Annotated in this window: 21 protein-coding genes; 9 read left to right on the forward strand and 12 right to left on the reverse strand. The window is 62.9% G+C overall.

Annotated features, from left to right (window positions below):
• Window positions 1–77 precede the first annotated feature (77 nt).
• From GY769_24200 to GY769_24210, 3 genes are read left to right on the forward strand one after another with little or no spacing between them, the layout of a single operon-like run.
• On the forward strand, window positions 78–440 hold the full coding sequence (locus tag GY769_24200; GenBank protein MCP4205022.1) for a hypothetical protein: 363 nt from the start codon (window positions 78–80) through the stop codon (window positions 438–440).
• 11 nt (window positions 441–451) lie between these two features.
• Complete coding sequence (locus GY769_24205) at window positions 452–1,255, forward strand: tryptophan 2,3-dioxygenase (GenBank protein ID MCP4205023.1); 804 nt, start codon at window positions 452–454, stop codon at window positions 1,253–1,255.
• 2 nt (window positions 1,256–1,257) lie between these two features.
• Entirely contained in the window at window positions 1,258–2,463 is a 1,206-nt protein-coding gene (locus tag GY769_24210; protein MCP4205024.1) for a kynureninase, read from the forward strand.
• A 98-nt stretch (window positions 2,464–2,561) separates the two neighbouring features.
• On the opposite strand, the gene GY769_24215 is transcribed toward GY769_24210, so the two are convergent.
• Genes GY769_24215 through GY769_24230 form a run of 4 tightly spaced genes read right to left on the reverse strand, consistent with a single transcriptional unit; the run spans window position 2,562 to window position 7,729 of the window.
• Entirely contained in the window at window positions 2,562–3,278 is a 717-nt protein-coding gene (locus GY769_24215; protein ID MCP4205025.1) for a hypothetical protein, read from the reverse strand.
• Window positions 3,279–3,286: 8 nt separating this feature from the next.
• Entirely contained in the window at window positions 3,287–4,204 is a 918-nt protein-coding gene (locus tag GY769_24220; protein ID MCP4205026.1) for an NAD-dependent epimerase/dehydratase family protein, read from the reverse strand.
• A 19-nt stretch (window positions 4,205–4,223) separates the two neighbouring features.
• Window positions 4,224–6,548 carry an LPS-assembly protein LptD gene (locus tag GY769_24225; protein MCP4205027.1) on the reverse strand — a complete coding sequence of 775 codons (2,325 nt, stop codon included), beginning with the start codon at window positions 6,546–6,548 and terminating at the stop codon, window positions 4,224–4,226.
• Complete coding sequence (locus GY769_24230) at window positions 6,545–7,729, reverse strand: acetyl-CoA C-acyltransferase (GenBank protein ID MCP4205028.1); 1,185 nt, start codon at window positions 7,727–7,729, stop codon at window positions 6,545–6,547. Before GY769_24230 ends, GY769_24225 begins: the two co-directional genes overlap by 4 nt.
• 137 nt (window positions 7,730–7,866) lie before the next feature.
• On the opposite strand from GY769_24230, the gene ruvX reads away from it, so the two are divergent.
• From ruvX to GY769_24260, 6 genes are all read left to right on the forward strand, one after another.
• Window positions 7,867–8,292, forward strand: a complete 426-nt coding sequence (gene ruvX / locus GY769_24235) for a Holliday junction resolvase RuvX (protein MCP4205029.1) — start codon at window positions 7,867–7,869, stop codon at window positions 8,290–8,292.
• A gap of 11 nt (window positions 8,293–8,303) precedes the next feature.
• The gene (mltG, locus tag GY769_24240; GenBank protein ID MCP4205030.1) at window positions 8,304–9,410 is read left to right on the forward strand and encodes an endolytic transglycosylase MltG; all 1,107 of its coding nucleotides are present in this window, start codon (window positions 8,304–8,306) and stop codon (window positions 9,408–9,410) included.
• An 81-nt stretch (window positions 9,411–9,491) separates the two neighbouring features.
• Window positions 9,492–11,807, forward strand: a complete 2,316-nt coding sequence (locus tag GY769_24245) for a TonB family protein (protein MCP4205031.1) — start codon at window positions 9,492–9,494, stop codon at window positions 11,805–11,807.
• A 110-nt stretch (window positions 11,808–11,917) separates the two neighbouring features.
• Entirely contained in the window at window positions 11,918–12,631 is a 714-nt protein-coding gene (locus tag GY769_24250; GenBank protein ID MCP4205032.1) for a penicillin-binding protein activator LpoB, read from the forward strand.
• 122 nt (window positions 12,632–12,753) lie between these two features.
• Window positions 12,754–13,446, forward strand: a complete 693-nt coding sequence (locus GY769_24255) for a DUF3891 family protein (GenBank protein ID MCP4205033.1) — start codon at window positions 12,754–12,756, stop codon at window positions 13,444–13,446.
• A 33-nt stretch (window positions 13,447–13,479) separates the two neighbouring features.
• The gene (locus tag GY769_24260; protein ID MCP4205034.1) at window positions 13,480–14,034 is read left to right on the forward strand and encodes an MGMT family protein; all 555 of its coding nucleotides are present in this window, start codon (window positions 13,480–13,482) and stop codon (window positions 14,032–14,034) included.
• Window positions 14,035–15,237: 1,203 nt separating this feature from the next.
• Here the strand turns inward: GY769_24260 and GY769_24265 are convergent.
• The 8 genes from GY769_24265 to GY769_24300 form a co-directional block, all read right to left on the reverse strand.
• Window positions 15,238–16,227, reverse strand: a complete 990-nt coding sequence (locus GY769_24265; protein ID MCP4205035.1) for a hypothetical protein — start codon at window positions 16,225–16,227, stop codon at window positions 15,238–15,240.
• Window positions 16,228–16,232: 5 nt separating this feature from the next.
• Window positions 16,233–17,585: a peptidoglycan DD-metalloendopeptidase family protein gene (locus tag GY769_24270; protein MCP4205036.1), complete on the reverse strand. Its 1,353-nt coding sequence runs from the start codon at window positions 17,583–17,585 to the stop codon at window positions 16,233–16,235.
• A 99-nt stretch (window positions 17,586–17,684) separates the two neighbouring features.
• Window positions 17,685–18,161 (reverse strand): redoxin family protein, encoded by a 477-nt coding sequence (locus GY769_24275; GenBank protein MCP4205037.1) that lies wholly within the window; start codon window positions 18,159–18,161, stop codon window positions 17,685–17,687.
• Entirely contained in the window at window positions 18,161–18,397 is a 237-nt protein-coding gene (gene rsrA, locus GY769_24280) for a mycothiol system anti-sigma-R factor (protein ID MCP4205038.1), read from the reverse strand. The genes GY769_24275 and rsrA overlap by 1 nt, the downstream gene beginning before the upstream one ends.
• A 38-nt stretch (window positions 18,398–18,435) precedes the next feature.
• Entirely contained in the window at window positions 18,436–19,083 is a 648-nt protein-coding gene (locus tag GY769_24285; GenBank protein MCP4205039.1) for a sigma-70 family RNA polymerase sigma factor, read from the reverse strand.
• Window positions 19,084–19,152: 69 nt separating this feature from the next.
• Window positions 19,153–20,619, reverse strand: a complete 1,467-nt coding sequence (locus tag GY769_24290) for an NADH-quinone oxidoreductase subunit N (GenBank protein ID MCP4205040.1) — start codon at window positions 20,617–20,619, stop codon at window positions 19,153–19,155.
• A gap of 5 nt (window positions 20,620–20,624) precedes the next feature.
• Entirely contained in the window at window positions 20,625–22,220 is a 1,596-nt protein-coding gene (locus GY769_24295; GenBank protein MCP4205041.1) for an NADH-quinone oxidoreductase subunit M, read from the reverse strand.
• A gap of 77 nt (window positions 22,221–22,297) precedes the next feature.
• On the reverse strand, window positions 22,298–22,733 hold a 436-nt coding region (locus tag GY769_24300), incomplete at its 5' end, for a hypothetical protein (protein MCP4205042.1).

Consider the following 22,733-nt stretch of genomic DNA (forward strand, 5'->3'; position numbering starts at 1 on the left):
GCCCGGCAAGGCCCCGTTCAGGCGATCAGCCGTGAAATACTCCCCGCAAAGAGATTGACGTCGAAAGGAGTCGGGGAATGCCCTATACGGTCTACAAGCTGATTCACCTCAGTGCGATCCTGTTTCTGTTTACGACTGCCGGCGGCGTTGCGCTCTATGTCGCCAACGGCGGCACCCGGGAGAACAACGTTGCCAACAGGTGGGTCTCCGCGATTCACGGGCTGACCCTGGTCTTGATTCTGATCAGCGGTTTCGGTCTCGTCGCCAGGATCGGCACCGGCTTCGAGCTCTGGGTCTGGGCCAAATTCGCGCTCTGGTTCATCCTCGGGAGCCTGGCGCTGCTGCCACTGCGCAGGCCCAACCTCGGCTATCTCTTCTTCTTTCTGATTCCGCTACTCGGTGGCCTGGCCGCCTCGCTGGCGATCTTCAAGCCGTTCTGAAGGGCTGGTCGATGAGCTCCGCAGCCGGCGGCAAGCCTCTCAGCTACAGCAGCTATCTCAAGATCGACGAATTGCTCGATCTGCAGAAGCCGCTTTCCGAGGGACCGGAGCATGACGAGACCCTGTTCATCATCATTCACCAGGTCTATGAGCTCTGGTTCAAGCAGATCAACCACGAGATCGACTATGCGCGAATAATGCTCGAGGCCGACCGAGCCGAAGACGCTCTCGCCGTCCTCAAACGCATCCTCACCATCCTCAAGATCATGGTGGCTCAGGTCGACGTCCTCGAGACCATGACACCGGTTTCGTTCAGTTCGTTTCGAGCCCGTCTGGAGTCGGCCAGCGGCTTTCAGTCCGCTCAGTTCCGTGAGTTCGAGTTCCGGCTCGGCCTGAAGAAGCACGCAATGGTCAATCACCACCCCGCTGACAGCCCGGGAGGCAAACGGCTGCGCAAGCTCGTGGATGAGCCGACGATCTACGACTCGTTTCTTCGTTTTCTCGCCGGGCGCGGCTACGCGATTCCAGAGGAGCTCTCGGCTCGCGACGTGCGCGAACCGATTCCCGAATCGCGAGCCCTTCAGGACATCCTTGTCGACATCTACCAGAGCGACCACCTTTGCTCCACGCTCTGCGAGCGCCTGGTCGACCTGGACGAGGGAGTCCAAGAGTGGCGATATCGCCACGTCAAGATGGTCGAGCGCACCATCGGGACCAAGCCGGGCACCGGCGGCTCCGAGGGAGCCGACTACCTGAAGACCACCCTGTTCCAACCGTTGTTTCCCGACCTCTGGGCCATTCGAAGCCGGCTCTAGCGATGCCAAGGAATCCCGAGGAGTTTCGGGCGGATCCCTGCCCTCTCGTCCGCCACTACTCACGCTTCCGCGTCGGCGAGCGCTGGCTTCTGAGCGGCCATTCCCACCAGGCCTGGCCGGACCGCGGCTTTCGCGGCCAGCAACGGGCCTGGGAGGACGCCGCCCTCCACGTCGACGACAAGTGGGAGCGGGCGTTCGCCAAGGCCGAAAGGGTTCGCGAGGGCTACCGGTGTCTCCTCGATGACTCCGGCGGCCTCTACTCGCTGGCCGCTTCCACCCACGATCTCCTGATCAAGCTCTTCTCCGCCCTTCCGCTCGCCGAACGACCCAAGATCGTGACGACGACGAACGAGTTCTACTCGATGGCCCGGCAATTGGCGCGATGGCAGGAGGAGGGGATCGAAGTCGTGCGGGTGCCCTCGCTACCGGCGCTTACCGTCGGCGAGCGGCTGGCCGAAGAGGTCTGCGAGCGCACCGCCGCCGTTTACACCTCAACCGTCTTCTTCGATACCGCAGCGATCGCCGGAGACCTCACCGCAGTGGCGGACCGCTGCCGGCACCACGGCGCGGCTCTCGTTCTCGACGTCTACCACCAGTTGAACGTCGTACCGTTCTCGCTCAGACAGCGGGGACTCGAAGACGCCTTTGTCACCTCTGCCGGCTACAAGTACTGCCAGCTCGGAGAAGGCAACGCGTTTCTCCGTTTTCCGAGGAATTGCAGGCTTCGACCCGTTGCTACCGGTTGGTTTGCCGAGTTCGGAGAGCTGACGCAGGAGAAGAAGCCCGGCCAGGTCCGGTACGCTTCCGGCAACGATCGCTTCGCCGGAGCGACTTACGATCCAACCAGTCACTACCGGGCGGCCGAGGTTTTCGATTTCTTCCAGGAGGAAGAGCTCGAACCAGAGCTTCTGCGAGCGATCAGTCAACACCAGGTCGGCCTGTTGATGCGCAGGTTCGACGAGCTCGACCTCGATCCCGCTCTGATGTGCCGCAATAGAGACCTCCCGCTGCCCGCGACAGGAGGGTTTCTGGCCCTCTCCTCGCCCATCGCCGGCGCGGTTCAACGCGCGCTCAAGCGGGCCGGTGTCTTCACCGACAGCCGGGGCACGACCCTGAGGCTCGGGCCGGCACCATATCTCTCCGACCGCCAGATAGAGCAAGCCGTCGGGATTCTCGGTGAGACCGTCCGCTCCCTGGCCCGCCAATAAGGAACCTAGGGCTATGCACCGACGCGACCCTATCGGCCCGCGTTCCGGCATCAGTGATCAAGGGGGAGTTGGGGCGGGCAGTCTGGCCAGCAGGCGGCTCAGCCCACCAGAGCCCTGAGCGCGTAACCGACGGCGTACGCCAACCCCGCGGCGACTCCACCCACCGCCAGCGTCGCGAGCCCGGTCTTCCAGTAGGCGTGCAGCGACCAGCGACTGCGGGCGCACCCGATCAGAAAGAAGACGACGCCGGTAGCGACAATCGACACAACGAATGCGCTCTTCAGTCCGAGCAGATAGGGCCCGAGAGGTACGGCCCCACAGATCAGAAAGGCCGAGAAGGTGCTTGCGGCTGCCCACCCGGCGGAGCGAGCTTCGGGCGGCAGACCGTACTCCTCGGTCAACATGGTCTTCACCCAGCGCTCCCGATCGGAGCTGATGACCTCGACGATACGATCCAGCGTCTGTCCTTTGAAACCCTTGAGCGCGAATATCTGCCGGAGCTCCTCGCGCTCACCCTCGGGTGCCTCTTCGATATGACGGAGCTCGATGCTCCGCAAGTGGTCGATCTGGTCGTGCTCGGCCTTCGTGCCGGAGTAGTTGCCGGCCGCCATGGAGAAGCCGTCCGCCAAGAGATTGGCCAGTCCCAGTACTACGATGACCGTCGAGGACAGCTCGGCTCCCACGACACCCGAGACGATCGCGAATGTCGTCACGGCCCCATCGATGCCGCCGTAGATCCAGTCGTGGAGATAGCTGGCATCGGGACCACCGGCGAGCCGCCTTCCGATTGCCTCGGGGCTGTGGTCGTGTTCCATGGCAACGGTCAGGCGGAACCGTGAGCCACCGGTGTGGATGCCTTCGTCGCCTGCCAGAGATCCTCGAGCGCACCATTCAGACCGCGCCGGGATCGCCAACCGAGTGCGTTCAGCTTCGATGTGTCGGCACACAAGAGCGGAACGTCGACGGGCCGCAGGCGCTCGGCATCGACCTCGACCGATACGGTCATGCCGGTAATCTCGATCAGTCGATCCAACGCCTCCTGGATCGACACCGCCGTGCCGCTGCCGAGATTGTAAATTTCGCGAGCCTCTCCCCGCTCGACCAGTTTGACGAAAGCGGTCGCTCCGTCCGATACATGGACGAAATCCCGCCGGGCCTCGAGGTTGCCCACCTTGAGGACCGCCGAATCTAGCTCCCGCTGGTCGGCCAACTGAGCGGCAAAGCTCGGCAGGGCAAACGCGGTTTCCTGACCGGGGCCGACCAGATTGAACATCCGAACGACGATGCCACCGGACGCCAGAGCCAACCTTTCGGCGGCCGCCTTGGTCAATCCGTACGGATTCCGCGGCGCCGGCCGGCGGCTCTCGGGAATCGGCTGGCTCGCGGACGGAACCGAGCCATAGACCTCACTGCTTGATGCGAGCACGATCCTGGCGCCAGGTGCCGCGGCGACGATGTTCTCTACGCCCAGAACATTGGTCGCGAAGTACTGCGGCATCCGATCCCAGGATCGGCCGACGTGGCTCAAACCCGCAAGATGGATAACCGTCTCCGGAGCCATCTCCGATACGACCCCATTCAACGCGGAGCGATCCAGAATGTCGACCTGCGTCTCGACCACTCCCTCCCGCGGCTCGCCTCCCTCGAGTCGAATCCCGTAAACCTCGTACCCTTCCGCGAGGAGCTTGGGCGCCAAGTGCCTGCCCAGGAACCCTGAGATACCTGTAATCAGGACTCGCATGGCGGTCGCCGGTCTCCGATCAGCGGAATCGATCCTGTTCGCCGTGGTTGAGATCGAGAAACGTGCCGATGTTCTTGAGTGACACAGCCATCCGGATGTCGCGGTCCCTGCGCACGGTCGTCTTGAGCTCGCGGAACTCGAAGCGGATCCCGTAGCACTGGGAGGTGTAGTAGAAAATGTGCCGATGCTGCTGAACCAAGCCCGTAAGGAGATCCAGGTTGATCTGGTTCTGCATGCGCAAGTGGTTCTTGACCAGAGTCAAGTCCGTAAACACGCGGGCCTGATGACTGCGTGTCGTTCCCTGCTCGGGATTGATCGAGGTCACCCATGTGAGTCCGACGGAATCGGCTCCAAACCGGAGACCGCCCAGAAGCGAAGCCGAGCTCAACCGGTCGAACAGGGCACTGTAGGAAGTTCTCGCCTCCAGACTCGCCCGGTCCGAGGGAGTGAAGCGCAAACGCGCTGTGATCGGCGATTGCTTTCCGAGTCGGCTCATGTCGAGGGACTGCTCGAAAGGCTTATCGCTCAGGCTAAAGGACTGACCGATCTCGAACGACAGAATCTCCCGTGCCCCGACCAGGGAGTCCTCGTCCGCCGGCTTGGCCAGCAGGCGATTGACCAGGCTGACGCTGAAAATCTCCTGATCGACCAGAGTATCGACCTCGTCGAACAGAGGTACGAACTCCTGGTCATCGAACTCGTCGATGCGCGTATACGACCATCGCGGCTCGATGATGTGCTTGAACTTGCCAAAGCTGCCGACTCTCTTGTCGACGACCTTCGAAAAAGAAGGGCCGATCAGCGACGCGGAGACCGAGGGCGCGGTTCGAGTCAAGGACTCCCCTCGGAAGGCCGTCTTGCTTGGGATGACGCTATCTTCGTACCAGGTCATGCGGGCCGAGGCCGCAACCGAGAACGAGAGCCAGGGCACCGTACTGATCGGAAGCGTCAGGCTCGGCAGGAAATCCGCTCTGGCGTAGCTTCCCTGGATGACATTGGTCCGGTCGACCTCGAGCCGGTTGGCCGAGCTCAACAGGCTCAGGTAGAGCGGCAGTCGGCCAAGGCGGGTGGGACGAAGGCGATACTCGATCTCGGCGAGCTGCCTCTGCGTGACGGTTACGTCTCTTCGAATGAAGGTCTCCCGCTCGTCCGCCAGGATATTGAGGGAGTGCGATCCCCAGTTGCCCGACACAAAACCGGCCGAATAGAGCGAGCGGATCGAGATGTCGTTGAAGTTGCGCTCGAAGTCCCGAAAGAACTCGAAATCCGAAAAGTCGGTGTAGTTGACGACGCCGCGCATTCCGAGCGGTAGCCGGTCGCTGGTGTGCTTCCAGGACGCCTTCCAACGCACGCTGTCCTCGATCGGATCATCGATCGCGAACGCTTGGAAGGTGCCCCCGGTGAACAGACTCGGCCGATAGCGAAACTCCGTGCCGAGGCCGTAGTACTCATTGCCGTAGAGATCGCCGTAGATGGTGGTGTCGTAACTGTCGCCGAACGGCTGGAAGTACGCGAGTCCCAGAACCGCACCACGGCTCGACGAGTACCCGAGATTGGGAAACAAGAGACCCGGCACCCGGCCGCTCTTGACCGGGAACAGAGCGTAGGGCATATAGAGGATGGGGAGCTTCTTCACCCGCATCCGGGTGTTCTTGACCTTGGCGAAACCGTCCACCTTGACCCGCGCCTTGCCGAGCCGGAAGCTCCAATCCGGTGTTCGGTCCTCGCTGCACGAGGTCATGGTGCCGTCGGTGACGGTGTACACATCCTCGTCGACCTTGGAAATCTCGGTGCCCTCGAAGTACACATCCGGCGAGACGAAAGCCTGCGCTTCGAAGAAAGTACCTTTCTTGGTGTCGAGATCGAAAAGAACTCGCTCGCCGGTGATCCGGCTGGGGCCCTCATCAAGTATGACTCGACCTTCGGCGGTCAGCTTCTTGGTCTCGAGGTCAACCGTCACCTGCTCAGCCTGCAGCCTGATGTTCTGATAGCTGAACTCGACCGCATCCGAGGCGGTCACGACGTTCTCTTCAACGTATTCGAGCGTGCCCGCGGTCCCGGACGCGATGCCGCCACCGGTCTCCGAAGCGAACGGGAGAGAGAAGGTAATCCTCTCGACCGGAGCCGGCTCTTCCTGCTCGGCATCGCCGGCCGGCTCATCGAGCGCGTCGTCGATCGCAGCGGATTCAGAGACGTCACCCACTGTCGGCGGTTCTTCGGCCGCCGAAGGGGCTTCGGGCGCTTGAGCCGCCTCCTGTGCCTCAGCGACCGGGATTCCGACCAGCACCAGGGCCGCGACCACCAAGGCGCTGAGAAGACCCGCTTGCCCCCGCGCCCGCCTCATCCGAGCCTTTCCACGACAACGGCCGTAGCTTCGCCACCCCCGAGGCAAATGGCGGCACAGCCGCGTCTGGCACCTCGCTGTGTCATCGCGTGCAGGAGGGTCACCAGGATTCGGGCTCCCGAGGCACCGATAGGGTGTCCGAGTGCGACCGCGCCGCCGTTGACGTTGACCCGATCCTCGGACAATCCCAACTCCTCGATGAACGCCATGGCTACCACCGCAAAGGCCTCGTTCACCTCCCAGAGATCGATGTCCTCGATCTCGACTCCGGCGCGGGCGACCGCCCGACGGGCGGCCTCGGCCGGCGCGGTCGTGAACCACTCCGGCTCCTGTGCGAACGAGGCATGAGACACCACTCGGGCCATCGGTGGCGTGCAGTCCAGGCTCTTGGCGTGCTCGGCGGTCGTCAGCACGAGCGCCGCGGCGCCATCGTTGATCTTGCTCGAGTTCGCTGCGGTGATCGTGCCTTCCGGGTCGAACGCGGGCCGGAGCTTGGCCATCTTCTCCAAGTTCACTCGCTCCGGCTCCTCATCGTTGGCTACACGCCGGGGATCGCCCTTGCGTTGCGGCACCTCGATCGGGACGATCTCCGCTTCGAAAGAACCGCTCTCGCCAGCTCGCTGGGCGCGCCGGTAGCTTTCGGCGGCAAAAGCATCCTGGCGCTCGCGCGAATACGCGTACTTCCTGGCGCAGAGCTCGCCGCAGTTGCCCATGTGCCCGTCGTTGTATGGGTCCCACAGGCCATCGTGAATCATCGAATCGATCAACTTCCCGTGGCCGAGTCGCAAACCGGCCCTGGCATTGAGCGCCAGATAGGGGGCCTGGGACATGCTCTCCATCCCACCCGCGACGACCAGATCGAAATCCTCGCAGCGCAGCTCGTTCGCGGCGACCATGACCGCTTTCATCGCCGAACCACAGACCTTGTTCAAGGTAACTGCGCCGGTTGTGACCGGGCACCCAGCGCCCAGCGCGGCCTGCCTCGCGGGCGCCTGACCGACGCCGGCCGCGAGCACCGAGCCCATGTAAACCTGTTCAACTACCGCCGGCTCGACCCCTGCCGCTTCGATGGCGCCGGCGATTGCCGCCGCCCCCAGCTGGGGCGAAGTAAGTGAGCTCAACTTCCCCTGGAAGGCGCCGATCGGCGTCCGCACGGCGCTTAGAATCACGACTTCCCGCATAGCTGTGCTCGGTTTCGCGGTCGGGCTGAAGAAGTCGTAGTGGCCCGAATACCTCCGCTCAAGCAGCGAAATCCTAGCACACACCAATGGCTCTCGACTCTGTTGACAGATCTCCGAACCGGGGAGAGATTAGGTCGATGAAAGCCCTGGGAATCGACTTCGGCGAGAAGCGCATCGGGCTGGCGATCTCGGACGCCGACGGCCGCTTCGCGATGCCCTGGAAGACTCTGGCGCGCCGCAATGACCAGCAGGCCATCGAAGAGCTCGGCGAGATCGCCGCGCAGGAGTCGATCGATCTGATCGTTGCCGGTGACCCGCGAAACCTGGATGGCGACGCGGGCCCCCAGTCCGAGCGTGTGGCCGCTTTCCTGAAGAAGCTCTCCGCCGCCCTCGATCTGCCGATCGAGACGGTCAACGAGAGCCTGACCAGCCGCGAGGCCCACTCCCGGTTGCGCCAAGCGGGGCTGACCGCGCGCCAGCGTCGAGAGCGCGTCGATTCGCTGGCAGCCCAGATTCTGCTGCAGGAGGCTCTCGACCGTCGCCGAAGGGCGGACCCGGCCTGAAACGGCAATCCATGGGAGCCGCTAGACGCACAGTCGTACTGGCCAGCCTGCTGGCAGTACTGCTCCTGCTCGGCGCCATTGCCGCCGGCCTCGGTCTGGCGTACGCGCACCGCACGCTCGAGGAGCCATTTCAAGCGTTCCCAGGCTCTGAAACGGTGGTCACGATCTCCTCGGGCACATCCGTGCGGGACAGTCTGAGCCTGCTCGAACGCCAGGGCGTCATTGCCAACCAGCACCTGGCACGGCTGTATTGGAGGTTCGTGCTCGAGGATCCTGTCCTGATCGCCGGCGAGTATCTATTCAGCGGACCGGCATCGACCCTGGAAGTGCTGACCAAGATCAGGCGCGGCGAGGTCCTAGCTCATCCGGTAACGATCCTCGAGGGCCTCACCTACGATGAGATCGCGATGCGTCTTTCCACCGAAGGCTTCGGATCGTACGAGGTATTCCTGTCCGAGATGGCTTCACCAAGCCTGATCGAGGACCTCGATCGGAACGCCGTGGATCTGGAGGGCTATCTATTCCCGGACACCTACGCTTTCGCACGCGGCACGAGCGAGGCGGAGATCGTCAAGACGATGGTAGCGGCCTTCCGCGAGCGCTTTCTGGAGGCCAGGGCGATGGCCAAGGCCGAGGGCTCGAACGGCTCTCCAACCGAGGGTGTGACAAGGACTCCGCGCGAGGTCGTGATTCTGGCGTCGATCGTCGAGAAAGAGGCGCTTCTCGATCAAGAGAGACCGCTCATCGCCGGCGTCTATGCCAACCGACTCGAACGAGGCATGGGCCTCTATGCCGACCCCACGATTATTTACGCCCTCAAGCGTGTCGGCACGTGGGATGGCAACCTGCGTCGCCGGGATCTCGAAATGGACTCGCCCTACAACACCTACCGAACGGCAGGGCTACCCCCGGGGCCCATTTGCTCGCCCGGACTCGCCAGCCTGGCGGCAGCGCTGGCGCCCGCGGATGTCCCATATTTGTACTTCGTCAGCAGGAACGACGGCACCCACGTGTTCGCCCGGACTCTGGCCGAGCACAACCGAAACGTCCACCAATGGCAGAGGCTCTACTGGCAGCGGCGGTGGGCCGAGAAACGAGAGGGTGAAAAACTGCATTGACGCGACCCAAGAGACTTCGTTACGAAGGGGTTACCCGATCCAGCCGATTGTCGGTTTCAGGGATCAGGCACGGAGTTAATGATGGACCAGCCCCAGAATTTCGGCCAGTTTCTCCTATTCCAGAAGAGCGAATCGAATAGCTACCGATCGTGTTATCGGGCCGGTGTCACCCGCGGCCGGGCGATCGAGCGGATCATCCGGCTGGAAGTCCTCGACCAGCCTGATATCGACGCCGAACGGGTGCTCAGTGGCCTGGATTCCTCGGCAAGTCTCCAGGAGAAGCTCAAAGACCCCCACATAGCCGCCGGTGCCGGCGTCGGACAGGTCGAGGGAAGCCCGTATGCAGCCTACGATTTCAAGCTGGGCACGACACTCTCGGCATTCCTGAGCGCCGCGCGGCGACGCTCCTTCCCGGTTCCCTTCGACCAGGCGCTCTTCATAGGCGAACGAATCGCACTGGCCCTGGCCGCCGCCTATCGGATCGAGCACGACGATCGTCATGTGCTCCATACGTTCCTGACTCCGGATTCGGTCTTGCTCTCGAACGAAGGCGAGGTCAAGGTCGGCGGATTCGAGTTCGGACGCGCTCTGCGCGATCAACTTGCCGGGCGCCCCTTCTGCGCGCCTTACCTTTCGCCCAAGTGCCGTGCAGGCCAGGCTCCGCTCGATCAAGACGACGTGTTCTCGCTCGGTTCAATTCTGTACGAGCTGGTAACCGGAGAGATTCTCGCCATCGAAAACGTCGATCTCGACCATATGGTCGTCCAAGCGACCGGCGAACCGGCCCCGGAGAGCCTGCGACTTCTCCTCGAGGGGAGCTTCGCACCGACAGCGAGTCGAATCCCGCACGTCATGGCCTGGCAGCAGAGTCTGGGCCGGCTCATCTTGGACGGCGAGTACAACCCCACGACATTCAATCTGGCCTTCTTGATGCACACTCTCCTTCGAGACGAGCTCGAGCGCGGAGTCGAGGACCTCAAGAAGGAGAAGAGGTATGTGCTTCCTCAACCGAGAGAGAGTGAGTCGACCGAAGAGGCGACAGCTGAGATCTCGACTACGCTTTCATCAGTAACCGAGGTACCCGAAAACGTCGAGGAGCCCGACGTGGAGCTCGCCCCCGGCGATCACGACGAGCCGACGGCCACCGGAGTCGAAGCACTATCCTGGGCGCACGCGGCTGAGGTACCCGGTATAGCAGCAGACTCGGCCGGCCGCAGACCCTTCTGGCTCGGCTTTGCGGTTTCCGTCGTCGCCGCAAGCGCTGTACTGGGCGCACTCTTGGTTTTCGGAAGCAGCGCCGAAGAATCCGCCACGAGCCCGCTGGCTGCTCCGGCAAACGCAACCACGCGACTTCCGCTGGTCGAGGAGACGCCGGTGTCCTTGCCAGAGCCTCCGCCGACCGACCCTGGGGATGCCGAAGGGTCGCAGACCCCGTCGGCGCCCGTGGTGCTCAGCGAGGTCGTCAACGGAGAAGTCGGCCAGCCCCTGGACGAGGAGGAGGTTCGCCGGGTCGTAGCCGAGCGCGCAGAGGAGATCGAGCGCACACTCAAGGCCGAGTACGAGCAACAGCTGGAGAGCCTGCGCTCAGAGATCATCGAGAGCCGAGAGCGCGAGCTCGCAGCCGAGATGGAAGCGGCGCCGCCTGAAGAAGTCGTCAGCCCTTTCAGCGAAGCGGCCCGAGTCACCGAAATCGCATCCCTTCAGAGCGGACTCCAAAGCGAGGGAACCCCCGAGACGCCTCCGATGGATGCCGTGAATGCCCTACCGCAGCCGGCCGGGACCGAACAAGCCGCTCCAGCCCCGGGCGGCGCGCTCGCGGCTCGGGATGAGCCCTTGACTCCGGCTCCGACGGACCCAGCCGCTCGAGCAGCGGCAGCGACCGAGAACGAGCCGCTCGAGACCCAGAATGCAGCGAACCGGTCGATGCCGGCGCTGGAGCCTCCAGCAAAGGCTCCTTCCCCTGTCGCGCCGAAGAACCAGGCGCCGACTCCGGACGAACTCGTCCGGTTGTCGCCACCGCGGCAAACGGCGAAACCGACGGCGACGGCCCCGAAGCCTGCAGCGCAGGCGCCTTCCCCAGCCGCCGCCAAGATCCAGGCGCCGACCCCCGTCACCGCCAAGATTCAGGCGCCGACCCCGGCCAAGCTCGTGCGGTTGACTCCACCCACCTACCCGCTGGCGGCGCGCCGACTCCAACTCTCCGCGACCGCCAGAGTCAAGGTCCTGATCTCGCCCCAGGGCAAGGTCAGGGAGGCCGAAGTCCTCGGTCCGCCGCTCGGCAGCGGCTTCGACAGCGCCGCGATCGCCGCGGTGCGCAGGTCACGCTGGCAGCCGGCCACCAGGAATGGCGAGCCGGTGGAGTCCTGGACCGCGGTCACGATCCAGTTTCAGCCCTGAACTTCTTCCGACAGACTGGCCGGTATTGTCACTTGCCTTCGTATTCTGGATAGAAGCCCTTTATAATAAGGTTTTGTGCAGACGATTGGCCGCAGGCCGGGAGGAGACGTATGAAGCTATTTTTCAGGAGTTCGATTGTGGCCGCCGGGGCGCTGGTATTCATGGCAGGCATTGCTGCCGCGGAAAAACCCTCGATCGGAGTGGCCGAGTTTCGCAACAAGACCAACGCCGGCTGGTGGTACAGCGGTGTGGGCTGGGACCTCGCCGACACGGTCACCAACGAACTCGCTTCTCTAGGTTCCTTCACCGTGGTCGAGCGAGCCAACCTCGAGCCGGTGCTCCGGGAGCAGGACCTCGCCGACTACGGTCGGGTGAGCAAGGGCACCGGTGCCAAGATCGGCAAACTCACCGGCGCCAAGTATCTGGTTATGGGTAGCCTGTCGTCGTACGAAGAGAACGTCAAAGGCGGCAAGGGCGGAATCGGCTACAAAGGTATCCGGCTCGGCGGCAAGAAGAACGAGGTCTACATGGCCGTCGATCTGCGGGTCGTCGACACCACGAGCGGCGAGGTCGCCTTCACGCGCACAGTGGAAGCGCGGACCGGCGGCAGAGGCTTCAACGTCGGTGTGTTCAGGAGCGGCTTCGGCGGCAACCTCGCCAAGGAGGAGAAGACACCCGCGGGCAAAGCCATTCGCGCATGTCTGATCGAAATCGTCGACTATCTCGAGTGCGCCATGGTCAAGCAGGATTCATGCATGGCCGAGTTCGACGCCAAGGAGCGCAAGCGGAGAGATAGCGCGAAGGGCTCGATCAAACTCGACTAGAACGATTCGAACCGGTCCGCGGCCTTGCCGCGGACCGGTTGCTTTCCCGAACAACAAGCTCCCGGACGGGCAACCCCCTCCGAAACCAGACCGTGATCGTCACTGAGCGAAGTGATGAGCTCTTGCTCTTCACACAACCGGATCATGCCGCGCTGGCCGGCTCCTTGATGAATCTATGGCGGAGCGACGGTCTCCCCGAGCATCCGCGACGCCAACAGCTGCTGCACGCGATCCGCGAGCACGACAATGGCTGGCGCGAAGCCGATGCCGCGCCACAGGTCGACCCTGTGTCCGGCAAGCCCTTGACGTTCAACGAGATACCGTCCGAGGATCGTCTCCGGATCTGGCGGCGCGGCGTTCACCGCGTCGCCGCCGAGGCCCCCGTCGTCGGACTCCTCGTCCTGAAGCACGCGCTCGAGATTCATCCGGACTACTGGAGCGAGGCCGGCTGGAATGAACTCGGAGAGGACTTTGCCGAGCTCGAAGAGGAGCTTCTGGCGGTTGCCGGAGTCACTCGATCACTGGTCCAGAACGACTACAAGTTTCTCGAGCTCGCCGACACCCTCTCCCTGGGGGCCTGTGGGGCCTTGGGCACCGACCCCGTCCAAAGCGTCTCGGACCGCTACCGATTCGAGCTCGAGGTGGGACGTATCGCGCTCAGCCCCTTCCCGCTTGCCGGGGCGACGACTCTGGGCATCGCCTGCCGAACGCTGACCAAAACGACCTTCGAAAGTGACGCGGCCCTCGCCGCGGAGCTCGCCGTCTCGACTTGGAGCCGGCTTCCGGTACACGTAGAGCCCCTCGATGGCAGATGATCCGGCACCGACTCCGTGATAGCCTTTCGCCCCATGTTGGAATCCGCAGATGCGGGGCAAGTGGCGACCGAAGCCCCTGAGCCGATTCAGCGTGTGCTGGTTCCGTCCGCACTTGGGGCGCTCGGCCTGGAGCTCACCGGCGAGAAGCTGACCCACGTGGTGATCGTTCCCAAGGGTCGGGAGCGAAAGGAATTCACCCCATTCGGAGATCTGAAAAGGTCCGAACGCAGCGACTTTCTGGACGAGACGCTGGGTCGTTTCTCAGAGTACCTGGCCGGCGCTCGCAGCCGCCTCGGAATCGACTATGACCTCGGCCCGTCGGGCGTGACCGGCTTCCCCAGGCGTGTGCTCCGCGAGACCGCCAAGATCTCGTACGGGAGAGTCCGCACTTACCAGCAGATCGCTTCGGCGGCCGGAAACGGGGGGGCCTACCGTCAGGTTCTGGCAATCCTCCTGACCAACCCACTGCCGCTGGTGATCCCCTGCCACCGGGTCGTGACCGTAAAGTCGGGGCCCGGCAGCTATGTTGCCGGGCCCAAGAAAAAGCTTTGGTTACTGCGCCTGGAACAGCGCGGCTTGACGATTTAGGCCTCGTCGAGCTCGACCCGCAGCGCGGTTTCTTCGCCGGAGTCCACGAAGAAGGCGATCTCCTCCGAGTCGAAACCGGGCCGGACCACCTCGAGGGTGTGCTTCCCGGGCGAAACCATCAGGCCCGAGTGAAGCCGCGCCAGCTCATGGCCGGAACCGAGGAAGCGACCGTCCAGATAAATCGAGGCATCCACCGGATCGATTTCCAGGGTGAGCCTGCCCGGCTCCTCGCGAGCGTCCATACGGTCCGAGCGCCGAGCCGAACCTCGATCGGTGTCAGCCGGCTGGCGGTAGCTCTGGACTTCTTGGCGTTGGCGCAGCTCATCTCGGTCGAAAGCCGTCAACTCTTCCGCCGGGATTGCTTCGCCCGGCACCATGTGGTGATCGATATCGAGCACCACGCCTTCGAGCACGTTCACCTCGCGCCGTACGGTCTCGAATCCCTGCCTATAGAGGATTAGCTCGTGCCGGCCGTCCCCGAGCCAGAGGTGCCCGGGATACCCGTCAAACCGACCGGCCGTTCCGACGTACTGGCCGTCCACCCACACCTCGGTCTTCTTCGGACGAACGTTGAGATCCAGCGCGCCAAAGTCGCTGTAGTGCCGAGGATGATAGGGATAGTAGACAGGGTAACCGTAGTAGAACGGGCTGTAGTAGTAGCCCCCGTAGCCGCCGTAGTAGGCACCCCAGCCGCCGTAGTATCCCAGCCCGAAACCGTAGCTATAGTGAGAGCGGCGGTGGTGGCCCCGGTAGCCGTGATGCCCGCGAGACCCCCTGCTGCGTTCGCTCCCACCGCTGCGCGTCGAAGCCGCTCCGCGCGAACGACTGGGGCCGCTTCGACTCACGGCGGTTCGACCCGAGCTGCCCCGGCTCTGTGAGCTGTCCGAAACCGATGTCCTGCTGCGCGCCTGTTCCGCGAAGCTCTGGCTCGCGCTGAAGGCGCCGATCGCCACCACGAGTCCGGCGGTGAGAACGAGTTTCTTTGAGAGTTGCTTCTGGATCATCGGCTACCTCCTTGTTGCCCATCTCCGAGCATGCGTCCATTGGTCTAGTTTGCAAGCTCCAGACCAGCGTCGCCGAAACTGAGGTAGCCGGAAGGAGCAAGCGCTCCGGTCTCAAACGGCCCGATCGGCACGGACTTGGCTGTCCTCTGACGAGGTCAATTCCGCCGATCTCCTGTACACCCTCTCTCCCAGCGCCGCATCATTGGACGCAAAGCTCGAAGGGCCTGACGCTGGGCTTCGCCGGAAGAACCTCGGCGATCTCGGACAGCGCATCCACGACCTGGCGACGCCTCTCCGGCGGTGCCAGCACGGCCACACAGCCGCCTCCACCCGCACCACAGGCCTTGCCCCCCCAGGCGCCGGTGTCCGTCGCCAATCGCAACATGTCCTCGATCCGGGGCGTGGAAATGCCTTCTGCCAGTTCGCGTCTGTGGGCCCACTCGCGGGACATCAACTCACCGACCCGCTCGAGGCTTCCCGCCCGAAAGGCCTCCACGACGGCACGAGCCGTACGCGCGATCTCCGTGAAACCCTCGATCACCGCGGGATCGCCATCGAGCCGGCGGCGAACGATGCGCCAGTTGTTTCCCGCAGAGAAGTGGCTCTCGCCCGAATAGGCCACAACCAGCGAAGCTCCAAGCGCCTCCCAATCCGCTTCCAGGCTCTCGACCCGCTCGCCACCCGGCTCGTGCTCGATCGCGAGCAGCCCGCCACAGAGAGCCGGCAGGTGGTCCTGTCGACCGGTCGGCAGGCCCATCAACCGGGCTTCGACATCTCGCGCAAACCGGCTCCGAGCGTCAACGCTCTTTTCGACTGTACCGGCGAACTTCTCGGCTGCGGCAACGAAAGCGACCGCGATCGCGGAGCTCGCTCCCAGGCCTCCGCCTTTCGGTGAATCGCTGTGAATCTCGATCTCGAGCGCCTCGAGCTCGAGACTCGAGACCAGGTGGCCAACCAGAGCCGTCGAAGGGTCGACCAGCCAGTGGGCCAGATCGCGGGTCGTCCGCACGGTCGCGCCGGTCACCAGCCGGTACTCGCCATGGCTCGGCCGCAGCACTACCTGGGTTGCGATGTCGACTGCCAGGCCGACCGTGACCGCACCCGGGTGGAGCAGTCCCAGGGGCCAGATATCCAGGGTACCGCCAGCAAAATCGACACGGCACCACGTGCGGGCGGAAACCTCTTTCACGGCTTCTACTTGGTACCGACAGACGAGCTCGAAGAGCTGCTCGAACCTGCGTCGGCGAGCTGCGCCACCTCGGCCAACCGCGAGGGTTCGAACGTCTTGCCCTCGTTCATGCTCAGCCGCAGCTCATCGCGCCATGCCAAGAACTCGGGCAGGCGGCGATGGGGCACCGGATCCGCCGGAACGCTTTTCAGAGACAGCGGATCGATCCAGCGGCCATGGCGCTGCACCCGATAGTCGAGGTGGGGCGCGGTCGAAAGCCCGGTGCTCCCGACATAGCCGATCACGTCGCCCTGCATGACTCGCCGGCCGGAGCGAATCCTCTTGGCGTAGCCGGACAGATGGAGGTACGCGGTGAGATAGCTATTCGGATGGCGAATCTTGACGGTCTTGCCTCCGCCCCGATCCCAACCGGCCGAGACCACGGTGCCGTTCGCGGTGGCTCGCACCGGCGTGCCGATTCGAGCTCCATAGTCGACGCCGTAGTGAGGGCGATAGCGCTTCAGAATCGGGTGGAAACGCTTTCGGCTGAAGCGCGAAGTAACCCGCGAGTAACGCAGTGGCGAGCGTAGGAACATCTTCTTCAGCGGCCGGCCGTCGGCATCGTAATAGGCACCGTCGTCGCCGAATCTGTAGGCTTCGAGAAGACGACCTCCGTTCTCGTAGGAAACTCCGAGAATCGAGCCGAGTCCGTCAGCGACTCCATCCAGGTACACCGTCTCGTAGAGAATTCGAAAACGGTCGCCGGTCCTGAGATCGCGGGTAAAGTCCAAATCCCACTGAAACACGTCGGCCATCAGAATGGCCAGGTTGATCTCGCCTCCGGCGGAGGCGATCGCGGTTTCCAGCGCACCCTCCAGAGTCCCCTCTATCGAGCGCACCTTGACGGAGCGCTCGAACGGGTGCCAGTCTCCCTGCCAGCCATCACCGCTGCGCGCGACTCGCACTCTGCCCTTCCTCGCCATCCAGAGCTCGAAGAGCTCGACGCTGCCGTCTTCGGCAAAGCTGGCCGAATACTGGTCCGCCGGTCGGATCTTGCGCGGGTCGGCCCAGGGCGAGAGCTCGTCGACGACCTCCACAACTTCGGATCGAGCCAATCCCACACCGGTGAGTGCGTCGCTCAGGGTTTCGCCGCTCTCAAACGGGTACAGAAGCAGGTAAGGCTCGACGGCGCCCCGCTCCATCATCGACTGAACCGCCGCAAACGGCACCGTCGGGAAGATCGGATACGGGGACTCGGCATAGGCCGCCAGGCGACGCTCGGTAATGTGCAGTGCCGCGACGACCAGAAACAGCGGGACGTAGACCCACTTTCTCCAGCTACGCGAAGGGGCTCGTTTGCTGGAAGTGGAGGTCGGCACTGCCGCTGGGAGACCGGCCGGGAGGCCTGAAAGGCTGCTAAAGCTCGACCGGCAAAAGATACCACAGCCCTTTGCCCACCCGTCCAGACGACGAGTCGACTATTCGAAGATCGGTCGGAGGACCGGCCCGACGTCCGACGGCAGCTTGCCGCGGAAGGCCGGGCTGCCGTCTCTTACGGCCAACAGGCTCGGCAGATAGGTGATCTTGTGCTTCTTCGAGAACGAGGCATCCGGGTCCAAGAGCACCTTCACTTTCGGCTTCCGGCCCGCGAGGAACTTCTCCACCGCGCCAGCGTCCTCCTGAAAATTGACCAGAAACACCTGGGCTCGGTCTCCCCAATCGGAGTGGATCTCGTTGACCAACTCGACAATGCCCCTGCATTTCGGAGACCACGTCGAGAAAACCACGAAGAGGGCGTTCTCTGAGACTTCGTCGGCCGTTATCGCGGTCCCGTCCAGATGGGTCAATCCCGCGACGTCAACCGTCGCCGCGGCGCTCAGCGGTGCCACCAGAACCGTGGCCAAGGCCAACAGAGCCGCCCAGCCGAGTTTTTCGCGTGGGATCCGGGTAGGCATCAATCCCCGGCCTGATAGTGGCGTAGGCCGCTCAGGATGCGCTGTCGCAACTGCTCCGGAGCGACTGCTTTCACGCAGCGTTTCCGCACCACCGTGATCAACCGTTCGGCATAGATCGTCCGGCGCGCGCACTCCGGGCAAACCGCCACGTGCTTGCGGAACGAGACCAGAAGCTCACCTTCCATCTCGTTGTCAGCGTAAACGAATACGACTTCTCTGACCTTGCGGCAGTCCATAGATCGTCCGAATCCGCCCAAATGGCCCCACACCCCAGTTAACGGCTGGCCTTGTCGCGATATTCCTCTGGCGAGCGCTCGCGATTGCGCATCTTGGCGGGCGATCCGTCGCGAAGATAGCCGTGCTCGCGAGCATAGGTAAGCATGGTTCTCTCCAGGAGCTTTCGACCCCGGTAGAGGCGGCTCATGACCGTGCCGAGGGGGACCTCGAGGATTTCAGCGATCTCCTTGTACGAGAACCCCTCCAGGTCGGCCAGGACAATTGCCATCCGATAGTCGTCGGGTAGCTCGTCCATCGCCCGCTGAACGTCCTCGTCGAGCACGTTCTCGAGAAGTTCTTCTTCCGGGCTCTTGATCTTTCGAGTCGCTTCTTCGCTGACGCGACTCTCCAACGCATCTTCGATCTCGGCGAAGTCGGTCTGAAGAGGTCGGCTCTGCTTCTTTCGGTAGTTGTTGATGAAGCTGTTCTTGAGGATCTTGAACAGCCAGGCCTTGAAGTTCGTGCCTTCCTGAAACTTGTCGTAGTGACGGTAGGCCTTGAAGTAGGTCTCCTGCACCAGATCCTGAGCGTCCTCGCTATTGCGCGTCATGCGAAACGCGGTGTTGTAGAGCGAATCAACGAAGGGCATCGCCGCCGCTTCGAAGTCCCAGCCTTCGCTGTGGCTCATGTCGGGTTTGGTGCTCATCGCCTCAGACTCCGGCCCCGTGCTACGCAGAAACCGTGCCAAGAATTACGAAGCCGCGGAGCCCAATCGTCAGAGCAGCCCGCCCAGACTGCTCTTCGCAAACTGAACCAGGGGCCCCGGGAGAATGCCCAGGAGGACCGTGACTACGGCGCAAAGAGCGATCGTACCGACCAGGCCGGGTGCGTGAAGAGCAGAGGGCGTATCGTCCGAGGAATCCTTCAAATACATCTGCACGGCGATGCCGATGTAGTAAAACAGCGAGATCGCGCTGGTCAAGACGCCCACGACGGCCACCCAGATCCAACCCGCTTCGACCGCCGCGGCAAACAGATAGATCTTGCCGAAGAAGCCGCCGGTCGGCGGGATTCCCGTCAGCGCGAGCATGAATACCAGCATCATCGCCGCCAGAAACGGCGAGCGTTGAGCCAATCCGGCGTAGTCGTCGTAGGTCTCGCCGGCGTATTCCTTGCGCTCGAGCAGGATAACGGTACCGAAGGTACCTATCGTAATGAAGGTGTAGGCGAAGAGATAGAACAGCACCGACCAGAGGCCGTCCTCGGTGGCCGCGAGCACGCCCATCAGCACATATCCCGCGTGGGCGACCGAGCTGTAGGCCAGCATGCGCTTGACGTTCGACTGGGTGAGCGCCGCGAGGTTGCCCCAGATCATCGTGATCACGGCAATGCCCGCCGTAACCCATTGCCAATCCGGCCGCAGATACGGCAACCCCTGATAGAAGATGCGCACCAAGATGGCGAACGAGGCGGCCTTGGACGCCGTCGCCAGGAAGACCGTGACCGGGGTGGGCGCTCCCTCGTACACATCCGGCGTCCAGACATGGAAGGGAACCGCCGCGACCTTGAAGAAGAGACCCATCGCGAGCAACAACCAGCCCGCGGCCGCGAGCCGATAGCCGGCGTCCAAGCTCATCGCACTCGGCAGTGTGGACGCGAGCAGATCGAGTTGCACCGTCCCGGTGGCACCGTACAGAAGGGAAATTCCGTAGACCAGGATCCCACTCGAGAGAGCACCCAGGATGAAGTACTTGAGCGCGGCTTCGTTCGACTTACGCTCGTGCTTGAAGAAACCCGCGAGAATGTAGCTCGACAGTGCCATCAGCTCGAGTGAGATCCAAATCGACAGCAGGCTGTGGCCGCTTGCCATGAACAGCATGCCGGTCGTCGCCAGCAGAATCAGCGAGTAGAACTCCGCCGGCCTGTAGCCGCCATCGCTCAAGAAGCGATCGGACAGCACGACCGTGAGCGCCGCGGCCATCAGAAACAGCAACTTCCAGAAGAAAGCGTATCCGTCGACGATGAACATCCCCGACAGGATCACCCGCGGAGTCTCGGGCACTCCCTGCACCGTGACCAGGAGAACGGCGGTGCCCACAAGAGCCGCCAGTGAAACCGCGGAGCAGATTCGATAACCGTTGCTGGATTTGAGCGCTCCGCTCAGTAGGAGCAGCATCCCGGCCGTGGCCAGGACGATCTCAGGGAGAAGAACGAGGAACTCCTGAGGCTGAATCGAATCCACTTGCTTCAGTCTCCGCCGTGCTCAGAGATCCGGTGTATCGAGCCCATATCGGCGTGCTGCCCGGGCTCGGGCCGATTCGATTCGACGATCTCGACGATGTAGCTCACCGGCTTCTCCAGAATCCTGAAGAAGGGCTTCGGATAGAGGCCGATCCAGAAACACAGGACCACCACCGGCACGAGGTAGAGCAACTCCCTCCGGTTCAGATCGGACAGGCCCTTGTTCTCGGGATTCTTGAGCGGACCGAAGAAGACGCGCTGGTACATCCACAGCATGTATGCGGCGCCCAGGACGATCCCGATCGCGCCCATGAGCGCCCAAAACCAGCTGCGGTTGAAAGCGCCGACCAGAATAGTGAACTCACCGACAAATCCGTTCAAGGCGGGCAGGCCGATCGACGACATGGTGATGATCAGGAAGACCGTCGCGAACAGAGGCATCTCCGCGGAGATGCCGCCGTATTCGGCGATCATGCGCGTGTGGCGGCGCTCGTAGATGACACCCACGAGAAGGAAGAGAGCTCCGGTAGAGAGGCCGTGATTGATCATCTGGAGGATGCCGCCGTTGAGTCCCGGACCGTTGAGGGCGAAGACCCCCAGCATCACGAACCCGAGATGGCTCACGGATGAATAGGCCACCAGCTTCTTCATGTCTTTCTGCGCCATCGCCACCAGCGCACCGTAGATGATCCCGACGATGGCGAGAAAAGCCATCCAGGGCAGCAGCTCCCAGGTCGCAACCGGCAAGATCGGCAACGAGAACCGGACGAATCCATAGGTGCCCATCTTCAAGAGGACACCGGCCAGGATCACCGAGCCCGCTGTCGGCGCCTCGACGTGGGCGTCCGGAAGCCAGGTGTGAAACGGAAACATCGGCACCTTGATCGCAAATCCGACAAAGAACGCCAGAAACACCCAGAACTGCAGCTCCGCTGGTATCTGAGACGCAATGTCGTGGAACTGCGTTATCGAGAACGTGCGCGGATTGCCCAATCCCTCCATGTCCAGTAGCCCGCCGGCGTTGTAGAAGTAGAGCGCCAGAATGCCGAGCAGCATGAGTACCGAGCCGACCAGCGTGTAGAGGAAGAACTTGATCGCAGCGTAGAGCCTTCTCGGACCACCCCAGATGCCGATCAGGAAATACATCGGCACCAGCATCACTTCCCAGAAGACGTAGAAGAGAAAGAAGTCCATCGCCATGAACACGCCCAGCATGCCGGTCTGGAGCAGGAGCATGAACACGTAGTACTCCTTCTCACGCACCCGGATCGCACTCCAGGAAGAGAGAAAGGCGAGGACGCCGAGCAACGTCGTCAGCAGAACCAAAAGTAGCGCGATGCCGTCGACGCCGAACTCGTAGCGGACTCCGAGAGTCTCGATCCAGCTGTGGCTCTCCCGAAACTGGAACAGCTCCCCATCCCTCTCGAAGACGAACCAGAGGGGCAGTGAGATTAAGAAATCCAGGAACGCAATGGCTGTCGCGAACTTTCGAACTCCCTCGCCCTGCTCCTTCTTGAAAAGGAACATGACCGCCAGCGCGCCCAGCAAGGGCAGATAGCAGACGATGCTCAGGATCGGAACTTGTAGAACCCAATCGAACATGGACTAACTCCCAGACGTGGAGAAAACGGCTTCCAGAACGGCCTCGACTCGGCTCTTGGGCTTCGAGTAGGGCATCATCAACTCATTCGGACTAGCAGATAGAACACGCTCAGAACCAATACGCCGACGGCTAGCACGGTTGCGGATTGCGACACGAGCCCGGTCTGCAGCGAGCGGAAAAAGCGCGAGCCCGACCGCATCACCCAACCGTTGAGATTCACCAGCCCGTCAACCACGTACTTGTCGAAGAAGCCCGAGAGTAGAGACACCCCGACCGTCAAGTGGCGCGAACCGTTGACCAGAAACCCGTCGATAAAGCTCGAGTCGAAACGGAAAAGGCCTCGTGCCGAGGCCCAGGTTCCCTTGACCACGGAGGCGTCGTAGATTTCATCGACGTAGTACTTGTTGAAGAGCAGCTTGTGGGTGATGGGGAAGCGTAGGGCCCAGCGTTCGCCCCCGGCCAGAGCCCGGGGCTTGCCTCGAGGGGCGCCATAGAGCGTCCCGGCCAGGTAG

The sequence above is a fragment of the bacterium genome, assembly GCA_024224155.1.
In the GTDB taxonomy this organism is placed as follows: domain Bacteria; phylum Acidobacteriota; class Thermoanaerobaculia; order Multivoradales; family JAHEKO01; genus CALZIK01.